The sequence below is a fragment of the Sinorhizobium sp. 8-89 genome, assembly GCF_030124325.1.
In the GTDB taxonomy this organism is placed as follows: Bacteria; Pseudomonadota; Alphaproteobacteria; order Rhizobiales; family Rhizobiaceae; genus Sinorhizobium.
In genome coordinates, this window is sequence record NZ_JASKLR010000008.1 from 225853 (window position 1) to 246807 (window position 20955).

The 20955-nt window shown below is 59.4% G+C and carries 20 protein-coding genes and 1 pseudogene; 14 read left to right on the top strand and 7 right to left on the bottom strand.

Annotated elements, in window-relative coordinates; genetic code table 11:
- Positions 1–286 precede the first annotated feature (286 nt).
- A complete protein-coding gene (locus QN219_RS17770) occupies positions 287–463 on the top strand; it encodes a hypothetical protein (protein ID WP_284001092.1) in 177 nt (58 codons plus the stop codon).
- A gap of 48 nt (positions 464–511) precedes the next feature.
- On the opposite strand, the gene QN219_RS17775 is transcribed toward QN219_RS17770, so the two are convergent.
- The gene (locus QN219_RS17775; RefSeq protein WP_284001093.1) at positions 512–1171 is read right to left on the bottom strand and encodes an alpha/beta hydrolase; all 660 of its coding nucleotides are present in this window, start codon (positions 1169–1171) and stop codon (positions 512–514) included.
- A 617-nt stretch (positions 1172–1788) separates the two neighbouring features.
- Between QN219_RS17775 and QN219_RS17780 the strand changes: the two genes are divergently transcribed.
- From QN219_RS17780 to QN219_RS17790, 3 genes are all read left to right on the top strand, one after another.
- Positions 1789–2379 carry an SOS response-associated peptidase gene (locus QN219_RS17780; RefSeq protein ID WP_284001095.1) on the top strand — a complete coding sequence of 197 codons (591 nt, stop codon included), beginning with the start codon at positions 1789–1791 and terminating at the stop codon, positions 2377–2379.
- A complete protein-coding gene (locus QN219_RS17785) occupies positions 2375–2884 on the top strand; it encodes a metallophosphoesterase family protein (protein WP_405052166.1) in 510 nt (169 codons plus the stop codon). The genes QN219_RS17780 and QN219_RS17785 overlap by 5 nt, the downstream gene beginning before the upstream one ends.
- Before the next feature lie 304 nt (positions 2885–3188).
- On the top strand, positions 3189–4142 hold the full coding sequence (locus tag QN219_RS17790; RefSeq protein ID WP_284001098.1) for an SDR family oxidoreductase: 954 nt from the start codon (positions 3189–3191) through the stop codon (positions 4140–4142).
- A gap of 51 nt (positions 4143–4193) precedes the next feature.
- Here QN219_RS17790 and QN219_RS17795 read toward each other — a convergent pair whose 3' ends face one another.
- Positions 4194–5273 (bottom strand): mechanosensitive ion channel family protein, encoded by a 1080-nt coding sequence (locus QN219_RS17795; protein ID WP_284001137.1) that lies wholly within the window; start codon positions 5271–5273, stop codon positions 4194–4196.
- 410 nt (positions 5274–5683) lie between these two features.
- Here QN219_RS17795 and QN219_RS17800 point away from each other — a divergent pair, with 410 nt between their 5' ends.
- Positions 5684–7873, top strand: coding sequence for a bifunctional diguanylate cyclase/phosphodiesterase (locus tag QN219_RS17800; protein WP_284001099.1), 2190 nt, complete (start codon positions 5684–5686; stop codon positions 7871–7873).
- A gap of 338 nt (positions 7874–8211) precedes the next feature.
- Here the strand turns inward: QN219_RS17800 and QN219_RS17805 are convergent, their stop codons facing one another.
- Positions 8212–8568, bottom strand: a complete 357-nt coding sequence (locus tag QN219_RS17805; protein WP_284001138.1) for a low affinity iron permease family protein — start codon at positions 8566–8568, stop codon at positions 8212–8214.
- 264 nt (positions 8569–8832) lie between these two features.
- Positions 8833–9720, bottom strand: a complete 888-nt coding sequence (locus QN219_RS17810) for a helix-turn-helix domain-containing protein (RefSeq protein WP_284001100.1) — start codon at positions 9718–9720, stop codon at positions 8833–8835.
- Positions 9721–9903: 183 nt separating this feature from the next.
- On the opposite strand from QN219_RS17810, the gene pobA reads away from it, so the two are divergent.
- The 7 genes from pobA (at position 9904) to QN219_RS17845 (ending at position 16489) form a co-directional block, all read left to right on the top strand.
- On the top strand, positions 9904–11076 hold the full coding sequence (pobA, locus tag QN219_RS17815; RefSeq protein ID WP_284001101.1) for a 4-hydroxybenzoate 3-monooxygenase: 1173 nt from the start codon (positions 9904–9906) through the stop codon (positions 11074–11076).
- Positions 11077–11278: 202 nt separating this feature from the next.
- Entirely contained in the window at positions 11279–12451 is a 1173-nt protein-coding gene (locus QN219_RS17820; protein ID WP_284001102.1) for an ABC transporter substrate-binding protein, read from the top strand.
- Between the two features lie 67 nt (positions 12452–12518).
- Positions 12519–13382 carry a branched-chain amino acid ABC transporter permease gene (locus tag QN219_RS17825; RefSeq protein ID WP_284001103.1) on the top strand — a complete coding sequence of 288 codons (864 nt, stop codon included), beginning with the start codon at positions 12519–12521 and terminating at the stop codon, positions 13380–13382.
- A gap of 5 nt (positions 13383–13387) precedes the next feature.
- Positions 13388–14389 carry a branched-chain amino acid ABC transporter permease gene (locus QN219_RS17830; RefSeq protein ID WP_284001104.1) on the top strand — a complete coding sequence of 334 codons (1002 nt, stop codon included), beginning with the start codon at positions 13388–13390 and terminating at the stop codon, positions 14387–14389.
- Positions 14386–15150 carry an ABC transporter ATP-binding protein gene (locus QN219_RS17835; protein WP_284001105.1) on the top strand — a complete coding sequence of 255 codons (765 nt, stop codon included), beginning with the start codon at positions 14386–14388 and terminating at the stop codon, positions 15148–15150. The genes QN219_RS17830 and QN219_RS17835 overlap by 4 nt, the downstream gene beginning before the upstream one ends.
- Positions 15131–15844 carry an ABC transporter ATP-binding protein gene (locus tag QN219_RS17840; protein ID WP_284001106.1) on the top strand — a complete coding sequence of 238 codons (714 nt, stop codon included), beginning with the start codon at positions 15131–15133 and terminating at the stop codon, positions 15842–15844. The genes QN219_RS17835 and QN219_RS17840 overlap by 20 nt, the downstream gene beginning before the upstream one ends.
- 270 nt (positions 15845–16114) lie before the next feature.
- Positions 16115–16489 (top strand): GFA family protein, encoded by a 375-nt coding sequence (locus tag QN219_RS17845; protein ID WP_284001107.1) that lies wholly within the window; start codon positions 16115–16117, stop codon positions 16487–16489.
- Here QN219_RS17845 and QN219_RS17850 read toward each other — a convergent pair.
- Positions 16489–16743, bottom strand: a pseudogene (locus QN219_RS17850) (diguanylate cyclase); the annotation flags it as partial. The gene QN219_RS17845 and the pseudogene QN219_RS17850 sit on opposite strands and share 1 nt — an antisense overlap.
- 271 nt (positions 16744–17014) lie before the next feature.
- On the opposite strand from QN219_RS17850, the gene QN219_RS17855 reads away from it, so the two are divergent.
- The gene (locus QN219_RS17855; protein ID WP_284001109.1) at positions 17015–17230 is read left to right on the top strand and encodes a hypothetical protein; all 216 of its coding nucleotides are present in this window, start codon (positions 17015–17017) and stop codon (positions 17228–17230) included.
- Positions 17231–17373: 143 nt separating this feature from the next.
- Positions 17374–17802 (top strand): hypothetical protein, encoded by a 429-nt coding sequence (locus tag QN219_RS34005; protein ID WP_309486598.1) that lies wholly within the window; start codon positions 17374–17376, stop codon positions 17800–17802.
- A 364-nt stretch (positions 17803–18166) separates the two neighbouring features.
- Here QN219_RS34005 and QN219_RS17865 read toward each other — a convergent pair whose 3' ends face one another.
- Together QN219_RS17865 and QN219_RS17870 are read right to left on the bottom strand one after the other, a co-directional pair.
- On the bottom strand, positions 18167–19213 hold the full coding sequence (locus QN219_RS17865) for a sn-glycerol-3-phosphate ABC transporter ATP-binding protein UgpC (protein WP_284001110.1): 1047 nt from the start codon (positions 19211–19213) through the stop codon (positions 18167–18169).
- 20 nt (positions 19214–19233) lie between these two features.
- Complete coding sequence (locus QN219_RS17870) at positions 19234–20955, bottom strand: glycoside hydrolase family 32 protein (protein ID WP_284001111.1); 1722 nt, start codon at positions 20953–20955, stop codon at positions 19234–19236.

Below are 20955 nucleotides of genomic sequence, written 5' to 3' on the forward strand. Positions count from 1 at the left end.
GATGGATAGCTCATCCCCCGCTCAGAAATTTGTACCAAACATTTAGGCCTCGCATTATCTCCGCCATGCAACACCCGGTACAGATTCCGGCAGGAGCTTAATCGAACGTGGACGGTGTTCGACGTCTTCACCGGAATGCCTGTCGTATTTGGCAACCAAGGCGCTGCGGTCGGCTATACCCAAGGGAAGCCGAGGACCGGGCCCACCTCCTGAACGTTCACGACAGCCTGAAAGCGGCGTCTCGTTCCTACCCAGAAAGCGCAGGACCCAGCTCAGGACGACGCTCATGGCCACCACGGAACACCTGTTCAACACCCACGAGCTTAGGCCGGTCCTCCATGTTGTGCCTCAGGCCGTGCACAACCAACTTCTCGTCGTCGGTGATCTTACGAACATGCTTCATCAGCGCAGCGCTGGCGACAACAGGCAGACGTTCTCGATCAGTGCTTTGGAAATCGCATGATGTGTCACCGGGACCTCCATCCCAGAGTTCCTGCTCCCGGGTCATCCTCTACCTCAATGCGCGCAAGAACCGTAGAACATCCTCAGTGAACTGTTGTGGGGCCTGCAAAAGAGAGAAGTGACTGACTTCAGGCTGGATCAGCAGCCCCGAGTTCGGAATATTGTCGGCGATGAATAGGGTGTCTTTGCGCCTGATGACTTCTTCGTGGTCCCCGTCTGCAACCCAGACGGGGATCCGAATGCTGCGAAGATCTCTCTTGGTCATGTATGGCTGTGAGGACCACATGGCTTCCATCTGATGCAAAAACTCATTGTACTCACCTGGTGTGGCGGACAAATCCTTATACTCATCGGGAGTCCGCTGAAGGTATTGGTCAAAAACGATGCTGTCGGACAGATCGTACATTCCAGATGGGTCGCTATTGGCGCCGAACGCGAACACGCCGCTGACTCGGTCCGGATTGCGCATCGCCAGCTTAAGCCCGATGATCGCACCATCGCTCCAGCCTATGATGGCACCCTTTGAAACGCGCAAATGATCCATAACCGCGATAACGTCGGATCTCATGAGGTCGTAGCTAAAGGCCTGCTTATCCCGCGTGCTGCGCCCGTGGCCACGGCTGTCCATAACGATGACTTGATAGAGCTTGGCAAGTTCCGGAACCTGGTGCCCCCAATAATTGGAATTGGCGAGACCACCATGCAACATGATTACAGGCTCGCCTGAACCGTAGATCGCGTACCAAATCTTAGCACCCTTAACCGCTACGAACCCTTGCTCGTTAGTCGCCGGGAGCTCCGGAGTATCCGGAAGCGTTCGCCACCTAGGCTTTTCCGAGGCCATTGCTGTATTGATGGACCAAACAGCTGCTAGTACGCAGAACAAAATTAGTGACCGAAGAGAACACCGGTGTCTGCATGGAAAGGATGTTGCGGCCTTCGCCATCGCTGTCCCTCTCTCCATTTCAGTTCTAGTCTGGAGGATCGCTATACCGGGCGGCGCCTCGGATAACATTCGACTAGAACGTCATTTTCTATAATAGCTTAGGTTGTAGTATACGCGAGATTCTCGCGACGGCTAATCACCCAATTGGATGAGGACGGGTGATTGCCGCTATCGGCTGTGATCTGCTTTCGGGATATCGGCAATATGGAGCTGCGCCAGCTGAACTATTTCGTTGCGGTGGCCGAGGAGCTGTTCCGCCGATCGCCGTGCGATAGATTAAGCCGCTGGACGGCTTGAGAGCCGACCCCATGAGAGCCGACCCTATGTAACGATCGCATCGTTGAGGCGTTACCGTCGAAAGATGCTGCGGAGCAATCGACATGTGCAATGACTATGAACAACACATCCGGTATGCCGAATACTGCAAGATGATGCAGGAGTTGGCGCTCGGCATGCCCGCACCTCAAGGCGAGGCTGACCTGCCGCAGGCCGATGACATCAGGATTGGTGACCTCGGTCCGGTGATGCGGGCGAGCGGCAATGTAATCGAACTCACCCAGATGCGGTTCGGCTTTCCGCCTAAAGGCCGTGGCGGTCCGGTTTTCAATTTTCGCTCCGAGGGCCGGGATTTTTCCGACAGCAGGCGTTGTCTGATCCCGGCGAGTGCCTTTTTCGAGTTCACGGGCAAGAAATATCCCAAGGCCAAGCATCGTTTTACGTTTGCGGATCACCCGATAATGGCGATTGCCGGCCTGTGGCGCGACGGCGAAGCAAACCAGCCGCCCTCCTTCACGATGCTGACGACCGAGCCGGGGCCTGACGTGGCGCCGATCCATGACCGGCAGGTCGTCGTCGTCCCACCTCAGCGATGGGCGGACTGGATTTATCTTTCAAGACCGGAGAGCGAATTGCTGGCACCTTGTCCAGCCGGGAGTCTTCGCGTCGAACAGGTCCGGGCCGGCAGCGATTGAAACGATGATCTATTTCACCAGCGACACGCATTTCGGCGAATCCCGGGTGCTGCGTATCGACCGCCGGCCTTTCGCCAACATGGTCGAGCATGACGCCGCGCTGATTGCGAATTGGAACCGTGTTGTTTCGGCCGAGGACGAGGTTTGGCATCTCGGCGATTTTGCGGCGCGGCGCGCCGGCTTTGCCGAGCATCTGCTCTCGCAGCTGAACGGCCGCAAACATCTCATCATCGGCAATAACGATCCCCGCGAAACCACCGGCGCATACGGCTGGTCGAGCATTCAGCATTATGCCGAGCTGACGCTAGACGGACATCTTCTGATCCTCTGCCACTATCCGTTGCGCACCTGGAACCAGATGGGCAAGAGATCGATCAATCTCCATGGTCATTCGCATGGGCGGCTGAAACCGATGCCGCGACAGTTCGATGTCGGCGTCGACCGACGCCAACTTCAGCCAATCACATTGGACGAGATACTTGCGAAGCCGCGTTCGAAATCCTGACGCATCAGCGTGATTGCCCTGTGTACCGGATCAACGCGGAGTTACCGCCACAGAGGGATTGTCTTGCACCCCCTCCACGGCTGTGATTGCCGAGCCGAGCAAGAGCACCGGCAAAGCGAGCGCGCCTAGGAATTTCAGCATCTGCAAGCGCCGCGTGCGTCGTCCTTCCCAATCATAAACCATCTGCTGTCCGCCTTGAGTGCGATCGAAGAACAAACGTCGGCTATAGCATGCGATCGAGCAGACCTCGTCCAAACCTTTTGGCCTCGCCGACGTTTTACCTCCTCAATCGAAGGAGGTTCCAATGAAATCCGAAACCGGCCAGAAGCAGCGCGAAATCCAGAAGCAGGTTGAAGCGGCCGACAAGAAGGAAAAGCCGAAGGCCTCCGGAGCCATGCAGGCGGGCGCTCGCCGTTATCCAGAGCCGCCGTTTCCAAAGGTGCATCAGGACAAGCCGGGCTCAGAGGCAGATCTTCCTCTCGCGCCAATGTATGATGCCCCCTTTTACAAGGGTTCAGACAAACTGAAGGACAAGGTGGCGCTTATCACGGGGGGCGACTCCGGCATTGGTCGGTCGGTGGCGATCCTCTTCGCTCGGGAAGGGGCAGACGTCGCAATCGTGCATCTCGATGAACCTCAGGACGCAGAGGACACAAAGGCTGCTGTTGAGAACGAGGGACGCAAGTGCCTTGTGATCAAAGGCGACGTCAAGGATGCGAGCTTTTGCCAAAAGGCGGTCGAAAAGACGGTGATGCAGCTTGGCCGCCTCGACATCCTCGTCAACAACGCCGCCTTCCAGGTTCACACGCACGATATTCAGGACCTGACTGACGAGCACTTCGACGAAACGCTAAAGACGAACCTCTACGGCTACTTCTACATGGCAAAGGCTGCTGTTCCTCATTTGAAGAACGGCTCGGCAATCATCAATACTGGATCCGTCACGGGCCTCACCGGCTCGAAGGAGCTTCTCGACTACTCCATGACCAAGGGCGGCATTCATGCCTTCACCCGGGCTCTATCGGGCCATCTCATACCCAAAGGTATCCGCGTGAACGCCGTTGCCCCCGGCCCGGTCTGGACGCCTCTCAATCCCTCGGACAAAGAGGCTGAAGATGTGGAGAAGTTCGGCTCCCAAACGCCGATGAAGCGGGCTGCCCAGCCAGAGGAGATTGCTCCGGCCTACGTCTTTCTCGCCTCTTCGCAGATGTCGAGCTACATAACGGGGGAGATCCTGCCGATCGTCGGCGGGTACTGATCCTGCCTGTGGGACGCGGGCAAGGGGCTTGCGGGCATGGCGCGAGGAAGTTCACCTCAAATTGCTCTTCGGAAACAGCACGCGATCGGGTTTTGCATTCATTCGCGCCAGCATCTCCTTGATCAAGCGTGTCTTGGTGCGCCCCGCTTCCTTCGGCGGCACGAGGTAACGCACGATGGCCTCGAGCCAGGTGTTTTCACTGACGCGAAAATGAACCACGGGATGCTCCTTCACTTCGAGTTCGTCCACCGGCGTTTTCGATAGGATGTGCTTATAGACCTTCACCTTCTGGCTCATGATATCGCCGACCTGCTCTTCCACGACCTCTCTCATGGTTTGCGCCACGAATTCCAGATCGCTTTCATAGGCGAGCTGAAACTTGATTTCGTTCCAGACATAGGGAAACAGCGGCCAGGAATAGTTGAAGACCGGCGTGTCAAACACAGTGGAGTTCGGAAACTTGATGATGCGTCCGCTCGGATGATCGGTCCAAAGATATTCGCCGCCGAATTCCCATAACGTCGTATCGAGATAGCTGACGTCGATAACATCGCCATGGGCATCGCCGATGCGAATGCGGTCGCCAACGCGATAAGGCGCCCTGGCCAGGATATAAATCCAAGCGATGAAACTGGAAATCGGCATTTGCAGCGCAAAGCCCAGAATCAGTGAAATCAGGCCGAGCGAAACAACCGCCGTGTACCAGTTCACAAACAAGACTGAAATCGCCACGAAGACAATGGCGACGACCACAACCAGTCGAAAAATACGTTGCAGGTTGAAACGCGAGACACGATTGGGAATTCGGCCAATAAGAAAGACTTCGATAACATTTGCCACACTCAGCATGACGAAAATGAGAATGCCGCCCCTGACGTAATTCAGCATGCGAGCGCGAAAAGGCGCGTCAAGCCATTCCGGGCGCCAATTGATCAGGACTTCGACGCCAAAAAGCAGCAAGGCAGCAGCAGCGAAGCCAACCGTCCACCAGACGTCTTCCTTACGAAGGCTGAAGCGAAATTTTTCCTCGGGCTTCTTCGCCTTCTGTTGCATGGATTTTGGACTGGCAGTCTGTTGCGCGGCTCGTTCAAGCCGGGAAAGGTTCTCCTGTTCCTTGTCGCGTCGTTCCATGGGATTCACCCCAATGTGGCCATCCACGCCCAGCCAGTGCTCTCGCTTCTTCGGCGGCGGCATTCCGGTGATGTCTCGCCATATAGCAAGATTTCAACCTGCAGTTCGGGCGAGCCCGTCGTCGCGTGGTCAATTGGTCCACCGGCCTAAGACTGCGAGTAAACTATTATATCCCATCAACACCAAATATGGGCACTTGCCCGCACGCATCCATCCGCAGGTATTTTCATTCCTTATCGGGCAGGATGCGACGATCTCGCCGAGATCGGCGGTGTTGGCGAGCGCGAAAGTCAGGCTGCTGGTGTACGACCGACATCAAGGCTCTTTTCGCAATCGCGTGGCACCGATCTGATTGGCAGATATTTATTCGTTAAGACGGAACAGATACGAGAGAGAGCGAGGTTACCCGAATGAACTACGAAAAACTTGCTCTTCTTCTGAATTCGATCCTGCCCTTGGCAATCGCGTTAAGCCTGGTCAGCGCTGTGTACTTGGCACTTCTTTGGTCGGCACAGCAGTCCGACGCGGTGGCTATCGCGCGACAGAAGCAGCTGATCGAGCTTGTCGTTTCGAAAATGCAAAGCAGCATTGCCCATGATCAGGAGAGTGCAACGGTCTGGGATGATGCCGTCAGAAAAGTAACGAAAGATTGGGATCGTACGTGGGTCGATTCGAACCTCGGCAGCTGGATGCACAGCTATTTCCGGCATGACGGCGCTTTCGTGATCAGCGCGGATCTTAGGCTGTTGTACGCGTATCTCGCCGGAGAGGCGGAAGAGGAAAAGGCCTTCAGCCGGGTCGAGCCGCAAGCAATGCCGCTTATACTCAGGCTGCAGAAGAGGCTTTCGGAAGGAAATCAGGAAGGAACGAATGATCAGGTTCTCTCAATCGGCGAAAGTGATCTTGTTCGCCTTGAGGGCCGCCCGGCCATTGTCAGTGTAAAGCCGATCGTGTCGGATACAGGAGATATAGAACAGGAGCCCGGCAGGGAATTCCTGCACCTAGCGATCCGGTTCCTGGATGGCGATTTCCTGACCGAGATAAGCGACGAGTACCTCTTTGAAGACATGCGGTTTTCCGTCGTGACGGATCTGGGGGAAACGCGTTCGTACGTGCCGTTGGCCTCCGCTTCCGGTGAAGTCATAGGATACTTCTCCTGGCTTCCGTTCAGGCCCGGTTCCAACGTCATGGCGGCGGCAACGCCGGTGCTTCTTGTTTCCGGATTGTGCCTTCTTGTACTCACGACCGTGTTGAGCGCTATTCTCAGGAGGCGATCAAGACGCCTCCAGGCGAGCCAGGCGCAACTCACCCATCTGGCGCTGCACGATCCTTTGACAGGGCTGGCAAACCGTGCGTCCTTTAACAGTCAGCTGTCGCGGGTGGTCGACACTGCCGCCGCAGATCAGGCGATTGCGCTTCTGTATCTGGACCTCGATCGTTTCAAGCAGGTGAACGACACTCTCGGTCATCCGGTGGGCGACAGGCTCATGGTCGAGGTCGCCCGCAGATTAAAGGATACCGCCGCTCACGCAACTGTTATCGCACGGCTTGGTGGCGACGAGTTTACGATCGTACTTCAGCGGATACCGCAGGACGAAGTGGAGCGACTCTGCGGCGCGCTGATCGCGGCGGTGCGAAGACCTTTCGAAATAGACGGGCAGCCCGTCCTCATCGGCCTCACAATCGGCGTGGCACTGGCTAACGGGGATGCCGCCGATCCGGTGGAAATCACGCGTAAGGCTGATATCGCCCTTTATCACGCCAAGTCCGCGGGAAAAAACCGTTACGCGATCTTTGGTCCCCAGATGGATGAGCTTGTGCAGATGAGGCGCGATCTCGAACGTGACTTGCGTTCTGCACTGGATGGCGGCCGTCAGCTCGAAGTCTTTTATCAGCCCGTCTACTCCGCGGTTTCGCGCGCGATCGTCTCGCTCGAAGCTTTGCTTCGGTGGCGGCATCCGACGAAGGGTATGATAACTCCAGATGCATTTATTCCTCTTGCAGAGGAAGCCGGGTTGATAGATCGCCTCGGCTCCTTCGTTCTGAGAGAGGCCTGTTCAACGGCCCGCGACCTCCCGGGCTTGAGCGTCGCCGTGAACGTTTCTGCAATTGAATTGAAACAGGAAAGCTACGCCCGGCAAGTGCTTTCGATACTCCGTCAGTACGATATCCAGCCAACGGCGTTGGAACTTGAGATCACAGAGACGACGCTCATGGACGACGCCGGCATCTGTGAGAGGAATATCGCTGCGTTACGGCAAGCCGGTGTTCGCTTCGCGCTCGATGATTTCGGCACGGGGTTCTCTTCCTTCGGCCGATTGCAAAGCCTGGAGGTGGATCGCATCAAGATCGATCGCTGTTTCGTTGAGGGCTTCGGCAGTGCGGCAGGAAGCGAAGCGATCGTGAGATCGATCATCAGCTTGGCCCACGCGAAGGGACTGCGCACCACTGCCGAAGGTGTTGAAACTGACGAGCAAAGCCAGACGCTGCAGGACTTCGGTTGTGATGAGCTGCAAGGCTACCTGCTTTCCAAACCAATGCCCAAGAAGTCGCTCATCGAACTGCTCGGTACTGTGAGGGGGCAAACAAGCACTGGTTGATCCGCAACCAAGCCCCTTACCGCCCTTCAGAGGAGGCAGCGCCGACGGTCGCGTTTCCCTTTGAACAGCGCGCCAGGCATTGGTCGAGGCAGAGAATTTAGTTCTTCAAGCCGGTGGATCGCTTCGTCAGAGCCGAAGGTCTTCAACATTCCCCGGATCTGCGTCATCACTTCAACTCGCAGGCAACAAGTTTCCCTTGTGGCGCGTCGCAGTCGGGTTTGACTTCCTGGTCTCCGTTTCGTTTGTGTCCACTTGCCGCCGTTCGAGATGCGTATTTTCTCCAGCCGAGTGGAGAGCGGATCTGAAGATGTACCGCCGTGGAGCATATACAGAGTTCGTTATATCGTGGTCTCCCGACAGACTCTGTCTCGCCCGTCAGCTTCCTCTTCGAGCCGCTCCACTGCCGCCGCAATGTGCTCTGGCTGTTCGTGCTCGAGCCCAACTACCTCGTTCCGGGTCTCACGCATTGACACAATGATCTCGTCGAGCTTGGCATGGATTGCCGCCGTATCGCGATAGTTTTGGATCAAAACGACGCTGGTAATGATTATTGCTACTACTGACAGTGCATAGGTGACGACGTTCGTGAAGCCGAAAGGCACCAGGGCGGTGCTGCCAATCAGTGCCACGATCACAAAATAGAAGCCGGGAGGGCGAGAAAGAAAATCAGCCATTCGAAAAAGAAAGAGATTCACTGTCAGTTCTCCGCAGATCGGCGCTCTCATTAACGCTCCAGTTCAGATCTTCTTCGGATTAGGTAGCTTTGAATCTCGCTCCAAGGTGAACGCGTGTGCAATCAGATGGAGCCAAAGCCCACTGAGATCGCGGAGTGACCAGATGGACCGTGTTCGACCGAACTGCACCGCCGAGGAAATCGCCGACGAAGTTGTTTTTTGCAACCGCAATCAGGCCGCTTTGGTTGAAAGCTGCGAGAGAAAGACCGGTCCAGGCACGTATTGTCAGACGCCAAGCTTCTCCCGCTCCGCCATCCGCCAGGTCCGCGGCGTGGTCCCGAGGTGACGAACGAAGAAGCGTGAGAAATATGCCGCGTCTGAAAAGCCTAGGCGGAAGCTAATCTCCTGGACGCTCGCGCGGGTGAAGACAAGCTCACGACGCGCGGCATTCAGGAGCCTTTGTGCGATGACCTCGTGAACGCTCTGCCCGGTCATCGCCCGAACCACGCGGTTTAGATGAGTCGGCGACAGCCCGAGTTCACGCGCATAGAACGCAGCCGGCTGGTGGGTTAGGCAATGCTGCCTCAGCAGAGCGTTGAAGCGCTCCATCCGCCGCTCGTTCTCGCTTTCCACCGCGGCCGCGTCGACGCGCGGCGCTTCTGCGAGCCGCGCCGTCAGCGCCAGTACCGTCGAGAGATAGGCGTCGAGCAGGCCCGTGCGGTGATTGCGCCGCGCTGCCCATTCCTCCGCCAGGCGCTGCAAGGTCTCGGCGATATAGCAGCCGTCTTCGCTTTCGCCGAGCGGCGTCAGGCAAGGTTTCGACAGCCATGTGCCCATTCTGCTGCGGCCGCCCGGGGCAGCCGGCAGGTGTGATGCGAGGATCGTGAAGACGAAACCGTCGACGTCGCGGGAAAAGCGGAAACCATGGCTGACGGTGGGCGGGATGGTGATGACGACCGGGGGAGAAATCGCCTGCGACGTCTCGCCGAATACGGCGTCGCCCGAGCCCTCGGCGATGTACAGGATCTGAAAGAAACTCTGATGACGGTGAAGGCCAATTTCCCAGTGGTGCAGGCTGCTGCGCGAGGGGATCGTCTCGCAATGCAGCCAGAAATCCGGGCGTTCTCCGGACTCCTCACCGTAAAGCTCATATGTCGGGACCGCCCGCGTCATCCTTCCCACCTTACGCCAATGTTCAATAAGTGCAATTTCTTGGCTGGAATGTCCATTGAGAACCGCCCGGGCGGCGCGCAAACTTCCTGACAAAAGACAGTTTTGGTGTGCGCGACCGCTGCCGAGGCGCATTGCCGCGTTGTCCAAGTTGCATCGATCGAGGTGGTCGATGGGAGGAGGTGCATGCGAACCCAGGTCGTTATTATCGGCTCGGGCCCGTCGGGTCTCTTGCTCGGGCAACTGCTAACACACGCGGGCATCGACAATGTTATCCTCGATCGTGCCAGCAAGGATCACATCCTCGCCCGGGTGCGGGCCGGTGTACTGGAGGAGGGGACCACGCGTCTCATGGACCAGGCGCGGTCCGGCACCCGCATGCATGCCGAAGGGCTGCCGCATGACGGGTTCTCGCTTGCCTTCGACGGTCGCGACCATCGCATCGATCTTTTCGGGCTGACTGGCGGCAAGCGTGTGATGATCTACGGCCAGACGGAGCTCACCCGCGATCTGATAGATCGCCGCGAGGGGGAGGGAGCGCTGTCGATCTACCAGACTACCAACGTTCTGCCCCATGATTTCGAGGATGACGCGCCTTACGTTACCTATGAGGGGAATGGCGTCACGCATCGGATCGACTGTGATTTCATCGCTGGATGCGACGGGTTTCATGGGGTAACCCGAAGGTTCGCGCCCGAAAAGGCCGTCCGCACTTTCGAGAAGATCTACCCTTTTGGCTGGCTCGGCATCCTTGCCGACGTGCCGCCGGTCAGTCATGAACTGGTTTACGCTAACCATCCGCGCGGCTTCGCGCTCTGTTCGATGCGGTCCCTGAGCCGCAGCCGTTATTACATCCAATGCTCGCTCGATCAGAGGCCTGAGGAATGGAGCGACCAGCGCTTCTGGGACGAATTACGCCGCCGCCTGCCCTCCCACCACGCTGAACGAGTGGTGACAGGGCCGTCCTTCGAGAAATCGATCGCACCGCTTCGATCCTTCGTCGCCGAACCGATGCGATTTCATCGTTTGTTTCTTGTGGGCGATGCCGCCCACATCGTACCGCCGACCGGTGCCAAAGGGCTGAACCTTGCCGCAAGCGACGTGCATTATCTCTACGAGGGGCTGCTCGAACATTACGAGGATCGTTCGAATGCCGGCCTCGACGCCTATTCGGCCCGAGCGCTTTCGCGCGTCTGGAAAGCCGTACGTTTCTCCTGGTGGATGACGACGATGATGCACCGCTTCCCGGACACCAGCGACTTCGACCAGAAGATCCAGGAGGCCGAGCTCGATTATCTCACCCATTCCCGAGCGGCCGCCACGGCGCTTGCGGAAAACTATGTGGGTCTGCCGTTTTGACCACGACTTCGACATGGCGACGCGTTGCATTTGGCAGGAGGACCTAGACGCAAGCTTCGTCGTGGTAACATAACCCATCAGTTATGGGAGGAACGCTGACATTTCATTATTTATCGCTGTTGGACATGACAGACTGATGTAGTTTGACGCTGATATTAGGCGATGCCGGACGGGAGTGAGCCGGGTGTCGCGGGGAGGAAAAATGAAACGGACCATTCTCGCCGCGCTGGCGGCATTGGTAATGAGCGGGACAGCCGAGGCCGACACGATCAAGGTCGGCGTCATCGGACCCTTCTCAGGCCCCTTCGCGCTGCAGGGCAAGAACTTCAAGGCCGGCATCGACGCCTATATGGCGCTGAACGGCAGCAAGGTCGGCGACGACGACATCGAGGTCATCTACCGGGATGTTCCGCAGGCGGATCCGGCCCAGTCCAAGGCATTGGCGCAGGAGCTCGTCGTCAAGGAGGGCGTGCAGTATCTCGCCGGCTTCTATTTCACGCCTGACGCGATGGCGGTGACGCCGCTGCTCGAGCAGGGGAATGTGCCGCTGGTGATCATGAATGCTGCGACCTCGGCGATCGTCACCAAGAGCCCGCTGGTCGTGCGCACCTCGTTCACGCTCTGGCAGACCTCCACGCCGATCGCCAAGGTCGCAAAGGACGCCGGCGTCTCGAAGGTTATTTCGGTCGTCAGCGACTACGGCCCGGGCGTCGACGCTGAGAACGCCTTCAAGAAGGGGTACGAAGCAGTGGGCGGTGAGATCGTCGAGGCGATCCGGATGCCACTCGCCACCAACGATTTCTCGCCGATCATGCAGCGCATCAAGGATTCGGGCGCGGAGGGCGTCTTCGCCTTCCTGCCGTCCGGTCCGACGACGCTCGGTTTCGTCAAGGCCTACAACGAAAACAGGCTCAAGGATGCAGGCATCAAGCTCTTTGCGCCCGGCGACCTGACGCAGGAGTCCGACCTTCCGGCTCTGGGTGAAGCCGCGCTCGGCCTTCAGACGACGTTCCACTATGCGGTCTCGCACGACTCGCCGGAAAACAAGACGTTTGTCGAGGCGGCCGGCAAGGCGATCGGTAATCCCGCCGAACTTTCCTTCCCTGCCGTCGGCGCCTATGACGGCATGCATGTCATCTACAAGATGATAGAGGCGACCGGCGGCGAGCAGGACGCGCAAAAGGCGGTCGACGCCGTCAAGGGGCTTTCCTGGACGAGCCCACGCGGACCGGTCTCGATCGACCCGGAATCGCGCCACATCATCCAGAACATCTATCTGCGCGAGGTCGCCAAAGCCGAAGATGGATCCTATTACAACAAGGAGATTCAGACTTTCGAAAAGCAGGGCGACCCTGGCCTTGCGGCGCTGAAGTAGCGACGGTCGGCTATTTCGATGCGGGGTCGCCGTGATGCCCCGCATCATCGGGAAACAGGATGTGCACATGCAAACCGTCTTCAGCATAGCGGTCGACGCGCTCGCTTACGGCATGGTGCTGTTCGTGATTTCGATCGGTCTTTCCGTCACCATGGGGCTTATGCGGGTGGTCAATCTCGCTCATGGCGCCTTCGCCATGATCGGCGGCTACATTGCTTCCTATGCGGCGCGGGACATGGGTCTCGGCTATGGGTTCGCATTGATGATTGCGGTCTTCGGCACGATTCTGATCGCCATCCCGATCGAGCGGCTGCTTTATCGCCGCATCTACGGGGCGCCGGAACTGACGCAGGTCTTGATGACGATCGGTATCACTTTCTGCATCATCGGCATCGCCAACTATGTTTTCGGTCCGACGCTGAAGACGATCCCGCTGCCGTCGGGGCTCCGGGGGTCCGTTGATCTCGGCTTCCGTTCGATCGCCACGCACCGTCTGTTCGCGATCCTTTGCGGTCTCGCCGTTGCCGCCGCTCTCTGGTACGCGATCGAAAAGACCGCTTTCGGCGTGAAGCTGAGGGCCGCCGTCGACAACGCCGCGATGGCAGCAGCCCTCGGGGTGCGCACCGAAATTGTCTATGCGGTGAGCTTTGCCGTTGCCGTAGGCCTAGCCGCCCTGGGTGGCGTGGTGGGCGCCGAACTGCTCCCGGTCGAACCCTATTACGCCCTGCGATATATGGTGACCTTCCTGGTCGTCGTTTCCGTCGGCGGGGCGGGCTCGATACCGGGCGCCCTTGTAGCCTGCCTGTTGCTCGGCGGCATCGATACGGCGGGTCGCTACCTGGTGCCGGAATTCGGCGAGTTCTTCTTCTATCTCGCCGTCATCGCAATCGTGTGCGTTTTCCCGCGCGGCCTTGCCGGGAGGACGAGATAGTGACCATGGCGACGGTGAACGACACACTAGCAGCGGCACGTGGCAATCGGCGAAAACTCGGCCGTGACCTCGCCGGCCTTTCCGTGATCCTCGCACTTGCCGTCGTCGGCTACCTTTTGTTTCCAGACAACCTGGCCCTGCTCACGCGCATGACGGCGATCGCGCTCCTGGTGCTGTCTCTCGACCTCGTGACCGGCTATTGCGGAGTGGCGACGCTCGGTCATGCGGCTCTGTTCGGAACCGGCGCCTATGCGGCCGGTATCGCCGCCGTTCATTTCGGCATCACGGATCCGCTGCTCATGCTCGCCTGCGGCATTTTTGGCGGTATTGTTGCGGGGCTTCTCTGCGGCATGGTCATCCTCAGAGCCCACGGCCTTCCCCAGCTCGTTCTGTCGATCGCACTCATCCATCTGTTTCACGAGTTCAGCAACAAGGCCTCCTCCTGGACCGGGGGCAGCGACGGGCTGGCCGGCATCGCGCCCGATCCGTTGATCGGGCTCTTCGCGTTCGACCTTTGGGGCCGCACCGCCTATGTGTTCGGCATCGTCCTCCTTGCGGTCGTGTTCACGCTGTTGCGCCTTGTCGTGCGCTCGCCTTTCGGCATGCTCTGCCGCGGCATCAAGGAGGATCCGATCCGCATTCGTGCGATGGGCGCTTCGCCGAAGGTCACCTTGGTCAAGATGTACATGATTTCCGGCGCGGTGGCCGGGGCTGGCGGAGCGCTCAACGCCATCTCGACGCAGGTCGTCGGTCTCGACAGCCTCTCCTTCACGCTCTCCGCGGAGAGCCTGGTCATGCTGGTGCTCGGCGGCACCGGCTCGCTCTTCGGCGCGCTTACCGGCACGATCGTATTCATGTTCTTCGAGGATATCGTTTCGGCTGCCAACCCCTTCCATTGGCTGACGATGGTCGGTGCCCTGTTGATCGCCGTCGTGCTGTTTGCCCCCAAGGGCCTCTACGGCACGATCGCCGCCGCTGCGATCCGGTGGCGGGAGGCGCGCCGATGAGTGCCATCTTCGAGGTTCGGAATCTGAAGCGATCCTTCGGCGGCCTCGCCGTCACCAACGATGTCAGCCTTGCCATGGCGCCCGGCGACCGCGTGGCACTGATCGGCCCGAACGGTGCCGGAAAGACAACCTTCATCAATCTTGTCACCGGGAACCTGAAGCCCGATTCCGGCAAGGTTCGGATCGGCGGCGAAGATATCACCCGAGTCAAAGCCATCGGACGCGTTCGGCGGGGGCTCGTGCGATCGTTCCAGGTGACGCGCCTCTTCCAGGACATGACTCCAGCGGAACACGTGGCGCTTGCAGTCCTGCAGCGCGACGGCCGGGCAGGGCGCTTATTCGGGAATTACCTAGCAATGCCCGAGGTCATGGCGGAAGTCGGCGATCTTATCGGCAAGCTCGGGTTGCGAGACCAGATGCACCGGCATGTCCGCGAGATCGCCTACGGCCAGCAGCGCCTTTTGGAGATCGCCGTAGCACTGGCGCTGAAGCCGCGGGTGCTGCTCCTCGACGAACCGGCCGCCGGCGTGCCGCAAAGCGACACGGGCCGTATCGAACAGGCGCTGGCCGACCTTCCGCCCAACCTTGCCGTGCTAATGATCGAGCATGATATGGACCTTGTCTTCCGCTTCGCTAAGCGGGTGATCGTGCTGGCCGCCGGCACGATCATCTTCGACGGTTCGCCGTCGGACGTGACCAAGGATCCGCGGGTACGTGAAGCCTATCTCGGGAGTTATGCCAATGCCGGCCACGACGCTTGAGGTCGAAAACCTGTCCGCGGGCTACGGGCCGACGCGGGTGCTCGAAGGCATTTCGTTTTCGGTGCCGGCCGGCGCGCGTCTCGCGGTGCTCGGGCGTAACGGCATGGGGAAAACGACGCTGCTGGCGACGCTCGCCGGCCAGACGCGCCGATACGAAGGGCGCATCCGCATCGGCGAGACCGATGTCACCGCGCTGCCAAGCGCGTCGCGGGCCTTGAGTGGTCTCGGCTTCGTGCCGCAGGCGCGCTGCGTCTTTCCGACCCTAACTGTCGAGGAAAACCTCTTCGTCGGGCTCAAGGGCCGACCGAAGAGCGCGCTCAAGGAAGCCTATGACATGTTTCCGCGCCTCCATGAGCGGCGCAGGAATCTCGGCTCGCAACTCTCCGGCGGAGAGCAACAGATGCTGTCGACCGCCCGCTCGATCCTCGGACGGCCATCGGTGTTGCTGCTGGACGAGCCGCTCGAAGGCCTGGCACCGGTCATCTGCGAAGAGCTCATGAAGGTCTTTGCCGAGCTTGCCAGAACCGGCGACATGACAATACTGCTCGTCGAACAGCGAATACAGAGCGCGCTGGATTTTGCCGACCATGTCGTCGTGCTGGAGCGGGGACGGATCGCTTGGACCGGAACGCCGGAAACGCTCTCGCAGGATCACACGGCCGTCGAACGACTGCTGGGTGTGGGTTTACATTAGCGACCGGCGCTGTGACCCCTCGTTCTCTCGCGGAGTCACCTGCCACTCCGGAAGCGGAAGTGATGAGGCGACTTTCGACATCCCGGATCCGCAGGCTTTTGTGAACATGGTGCTCCATCTCGTGAGATACTGCGCTTGGCTGTCCAATCGGGCGGGGCGGCAAAACGGCTTTGATAGTTCGCCAATCAGCACCAGATCTGTGCAGGGGACTCGCTCGATCGACCATGTGCCCTAAGTCACCGGCAAGTTGGTGATGCCAGGAGTTTGGAGATGGGTACTAGAACCGGTGGATGCCTGTGCGGAGCCGTGCGCTACCAGGTAAGCGGTGAACCGCTGCGAGTGGGGCTCTGCCATTGCGCGGACTGCCGCAAGGAAAGTGGCTCATCGTTCGTAACATTCGCGGTCTGGTCCACGCGCGCATTCTCGAGCAGTGGCAAGGTCAAGGTTTTCGCCGGACGAGGATTTTGTCCTGTCTGTGGATCTCGTCTATTCAATCCAGGAGAGGAGGAGATCGAAATCCGCGTTGGCTCGCTAGATGACGCTCCTGCTGCTCTTCGGCCGCAATACGAGATCTGGGTTACCAGGCGCGAACCTTGGCTTCATTCCCTTTCGGTGCAGCAGTTTCTGAGAGATCGAGTGCTCTGACCAACCTTCCCGCGGCGAGACTGGGTGGAAATCAGCCACTCTTCGAAGTCTGCAGCGTGGATGACAGTACCGCGTTTGGCATGAAAGTTCCGCCGCATCAGATCGGGCCAAAATGGTGTCTCATCCGGCTCGATGAAACAGGCCGTCCGGAAAGCATTGTTCGCATAACGAAGTCGGCCAAACTCGTCGTAGGCCGCCACAAGAACAGGGGAGGACTCGTATAGTTCAGATAGTCGCGTGATGTCCTTATCCATGACCCGACTTTAGACGATCGTCGTTAACGCAAGTGGTCGGTAGAGTCAGATTTTCAGCAGAGTTTGCGACCTCTGCACAGCGTGATGTCGAGAAAACGGCCGCTAGCTGCTTCATGGGCGATCCACGTTGACCAGAATGAAATTGCCAAGAATGCAGGCCGCGTCGAGTCCACGAAGTCTTATGCTGAGGCTGTCTGAGGACTGGAAAATCCCCGCTACCCCACCAACATCTACATCATCATCAACAAGCTTTGATTGGAGGGTCAAAGAGATGGTGTTGTTTTCCGATTTCGTTATCGATGAAGACGAGTTGTCGATGCTGCGACGCGTTCACGACCACGCCTGTTCGTTTAAGGAATTGGAACCGGAAAGCGAGGAGGGCGCCGAAATTGGCAAGATGCTTTTCCATTTGTATCGGCAGGGTATTCGCGATGAGCTTGCCCTGATGCAAATGCTTACAAATGGAGCACATCCAATTTGTTTGTGACGACGGAGCGGGCACGTGCTTGTTGGCCGCGCTCACCACCTGACGTTCTCATGTGTTCGCGTTGTAGCCGGCGTCAATGCGACGCCTCGGCGTCCTGATGATTTCGGCCGGTTTCCTCATCGTCTAAACGTTGGAGGAGATCGATGAACGTGTCGGACAACGGCTGGACTTGGAACACAGGGAGGGATCGGAGGAATTCAGAGTTTCGAGCTGTTTCCATTTGCAGCCGGATCCGCGAGGCAAGATTACCATTGGTCACAGCTTCGCTCCCAAATAAGCTCAACCGCGCATATGCGAGATTGTTCCGGGTGCATCTCTGTGTGTTCCGGCCATTTCACGGTCTTGAGGAGATGGGCGGCCGCCGCCGTCGCCATCATCCTCACCGGCCACCACCCCCGCCAATCATCACCGAGCGCTTCTTTCGCCTGCGGATCATCCAGTCGGCTGACGTCCACGAGATTCGACGGCCCCTCGATCTCGAGCTTCATCAGATCAAGGAGATTCGTCCCGCCGCTGATGAAGCGGCGTCCGGTGAGCGGCGGACCGCAGCAGCAGCCTGCCGCAACGTCTGAGGGCGCTCCTAGGTGAAGGACTTCATCGATCATGCGTCCTCGGCGGCATCACGGATGGCAGCGAGGATGTTGGGATAGGCGGTGCAGCGGCAGATATGCCGCTCATGCGTTCACGGGTCTCGGGGTCGCTGAGGGGGGCCGCGTCTGCCGATGGATCGGCAGTCACATAGCTCGGCCACCCGCTTCCACCTCGCTTAGCCCGACTGCCGAGCAGAGCTCCCCCCCCGGCGTGCAATAGCAGTAATGGAAGCCGCCATGAGCGATGAAGGAGGCCCGCATGGGGTCCAGTTCGTCGCGGCCGGCCACCGTCGAACGCGGTGATGGCGTCGCCCTCGCGCATGGCGGCCAGGTCTCGACAGGCCGTTCAATTGACGCGATTGCCGTCCGCCGAAAACAGATGAAGCTTCGAAAGATCGGGCGCGACCGTGATCCGCTGACCGGGTTCCAGATTGATCCGATCCCGTAGCACGAGATTGGCGTCCGCCGATCCGATTTTAACGAGCACATGCGTTTCCGCTCCGGTCGGCTCCACGACGAAGACGGTCGCGGGCACGCCGCTCTCCGCTATGACGAGATGTTCCGGGCGGATACCGTAGACTTTCGGCGCTTCCCCGCGGTAGCCGGGCGGCAGCGGCAGAGCGATCGTGCCATCGACGACGAACTCTCCGTTCATGATTGCGCCTTCGAATAGGTTCATCGCCGGTGAACCGATGAAGGTCGCGACGAAGGTGTTGGCCGGGCGATCGTAGAGTTCGAGCGGCTTGCCAATCTGCTCGACATTACCGCCGCGCATCACGACGATCCGGTCCGCCATGGTCATCGCCTCGATCTGGTCATGGGTGACGTAGACCGTCGTCGTCTTCAGGCGCTGGTGCAGATCCTTAATCTCGGCGCGCATGGTGACGCGCAGCTTGGCGTCGAGATTGGAAAGCGGTTCGTCGAACAGGAAGACCTGCGGATGACGCACGATCGCGCGTCCCATCGCGACGCGCTGACGCTGGCCGCCGGAAAGCTGTTTCGGCAGGCGGTCGAGCAGCGGCCCGAGGGCCAGGATATCGGCCGCTTCGCGCACGCGCGTTTCGATCGCTGCCTTGCCTTCGCCCTTGAGCTTCAGCGCGAAGCCCATGTTTTCCGCCACCGTCATGTGGGGGTAGAGCGCATAACTCTGGAAGACCATGGCGATGTCGCGCTCCTTCGGCGCGACGTCATTGACGACGCGGCCGCCGATGCGGATCTCGCCGCCGCTGATGTCCTCGAGCCCTGCGAGCATGCGCAAGAGGGTCGACTTGCCGCAGCCGGAAGGGCCGACGAGGGTGACGAACTCGCCATCTTCGATGTCCATGGAGACACCGTGGATTACCGGCACGGCGCCGTATTGCTTGCGAACCTGTTCGATCGTGACGGATGCCATGACTTCCTCCCTATTTTCCGTCAGAGTTCGAGCTGCCAGATGCGGGCAGCCGCGACATTGCCTTGAACGGCGGCCAGACGCGCCGAGCGGACGCCATCGAAGCCCGGCAGACGCTTCGTGCCCGTCCAGCGGCCGTTGTCCGCAAAGACCTCGATCGAGCCCTTGTCCAGGAAAATGCGCACTGTCGAGGGGTGCGCGTCGGCGGCGATATAGCGCGGCAGCCATTTGCCATCCGAAACGTCGTAGAGAATGCACAGGCCTTCCTGGTCGAGCCTCAGGCCGAACTCGGCCTCGGGATGGTCGAGTTCGAGATCGAAAGCCGCGCCCGGTGCGGTGAGATCAATGACGATCTCAACGGCTCCGTTGCCGAGCCGGACAATTTCGCCGGCGAGTAGGCGACTGTCGTCGACAAGTCGTTGGCGCAGACCATCGACTGTCTCGACCGGCGGCGTCAGCAGCGCCTCCCCTTTGAGCAGGACGCGGCGGGGGAGCGTCATCGCCGTCGGGAAGTCGATCTTCTTCGAGATCTCCGTCCAGTTTGCGAGCCAGGCAATGCCAACCGGGCCGGCCTCGTCCACGAAGGCCTGGAAGGCATAGGCGTCGGTCCCGAAGTCGAGCTCCTGTTCGAATTCCCTGACGAAGTTCAAGCCATCGAAGCGACCCACGGTCGCGATCGTGATGTTGCGCCGACCGGTTGCGGGATCTCGGCTTGTGAGCAGCCCGAAGATCAGCGCCCAACGGGTTTGCGGATCATCCGCGGGGCCATCGAGCGGCACGATGCAAGGGCATTCGGCCGCCGTCATGCCGAAGCGGTTCTCGCGATGAAGGATGCCAACGAAGCTCCAGCCGCCGGCCCCGTCCGGATCAGCGGTCTCGTAGAGCAGAATGACGCCGCCGGATCGGTCGCGGCTGCCAACGAGCATCTTCCAGCGGCCATCCGGACCTTTGATGACATAGGGATCGCGGAAATCAAGTGTCAGGTCGAGGCCTGCCGGCCGCTCCGGAAGGATGATTTTCGCCGGGCTTGCGGTGATCTGGTCGCGGCTGACGGCCGTCAGCTGGATCTGCTCCTCCGGCTCGCGGTCCTTGACTTGCTCGGTGAAGAAGATGCGGATGCCTGGCTCGTCTCCGCCAAGCGGAATTGCCGAACCGGAGAAGGCACCGCCGCGGCCGTCCGCGCGGGCCGAAAGCTCCACTGACGGAAAAAGAAAGACCGGCAGGTGCTTCCAGTGGAGGTAATCATCGGTAACCGCATGGCCCCAATGCATGGTGTTCCAGCGAAGCCCATGCGGATAGTGCTGATAGAAGAGATGGACTTTGTCGCCGAAGCGGCCGAAGCCGTTGGGGTCGTTCATCCAGCCGAAGGGCGGGCGAAAGTGATAGCTGCCGGGAACGGCCGGTGCCGCATTGGCCTCGGCGCCATGGAGCACGACGATGCCCTTTTCCAGGACCTCCGCCGGCGAGAAGGCATAGACGACTGAGACGGCGGTGGTGGCAGCGTCATAGGTGAAGGACGTGTTGCCGCCTGTTTCGACCACGAGAGTCTGGAACTCGAACTCCTCGGTGTTTCGCGCTGCAAGGCAGCCGATTTCCTTTCCGTCCTGGGTTGCCCGGAGCTCAGCGGGAGTTTCCGCATTCGTCGCCTTCAGCCACGCATGCAGCGTCGCGCCGGCTGGAAGGACGGTGCTCAGCGTTTTGAAGCTGCCGTCAAGAAGCAAAGAGGGATTTGCATGGCTTGTCAT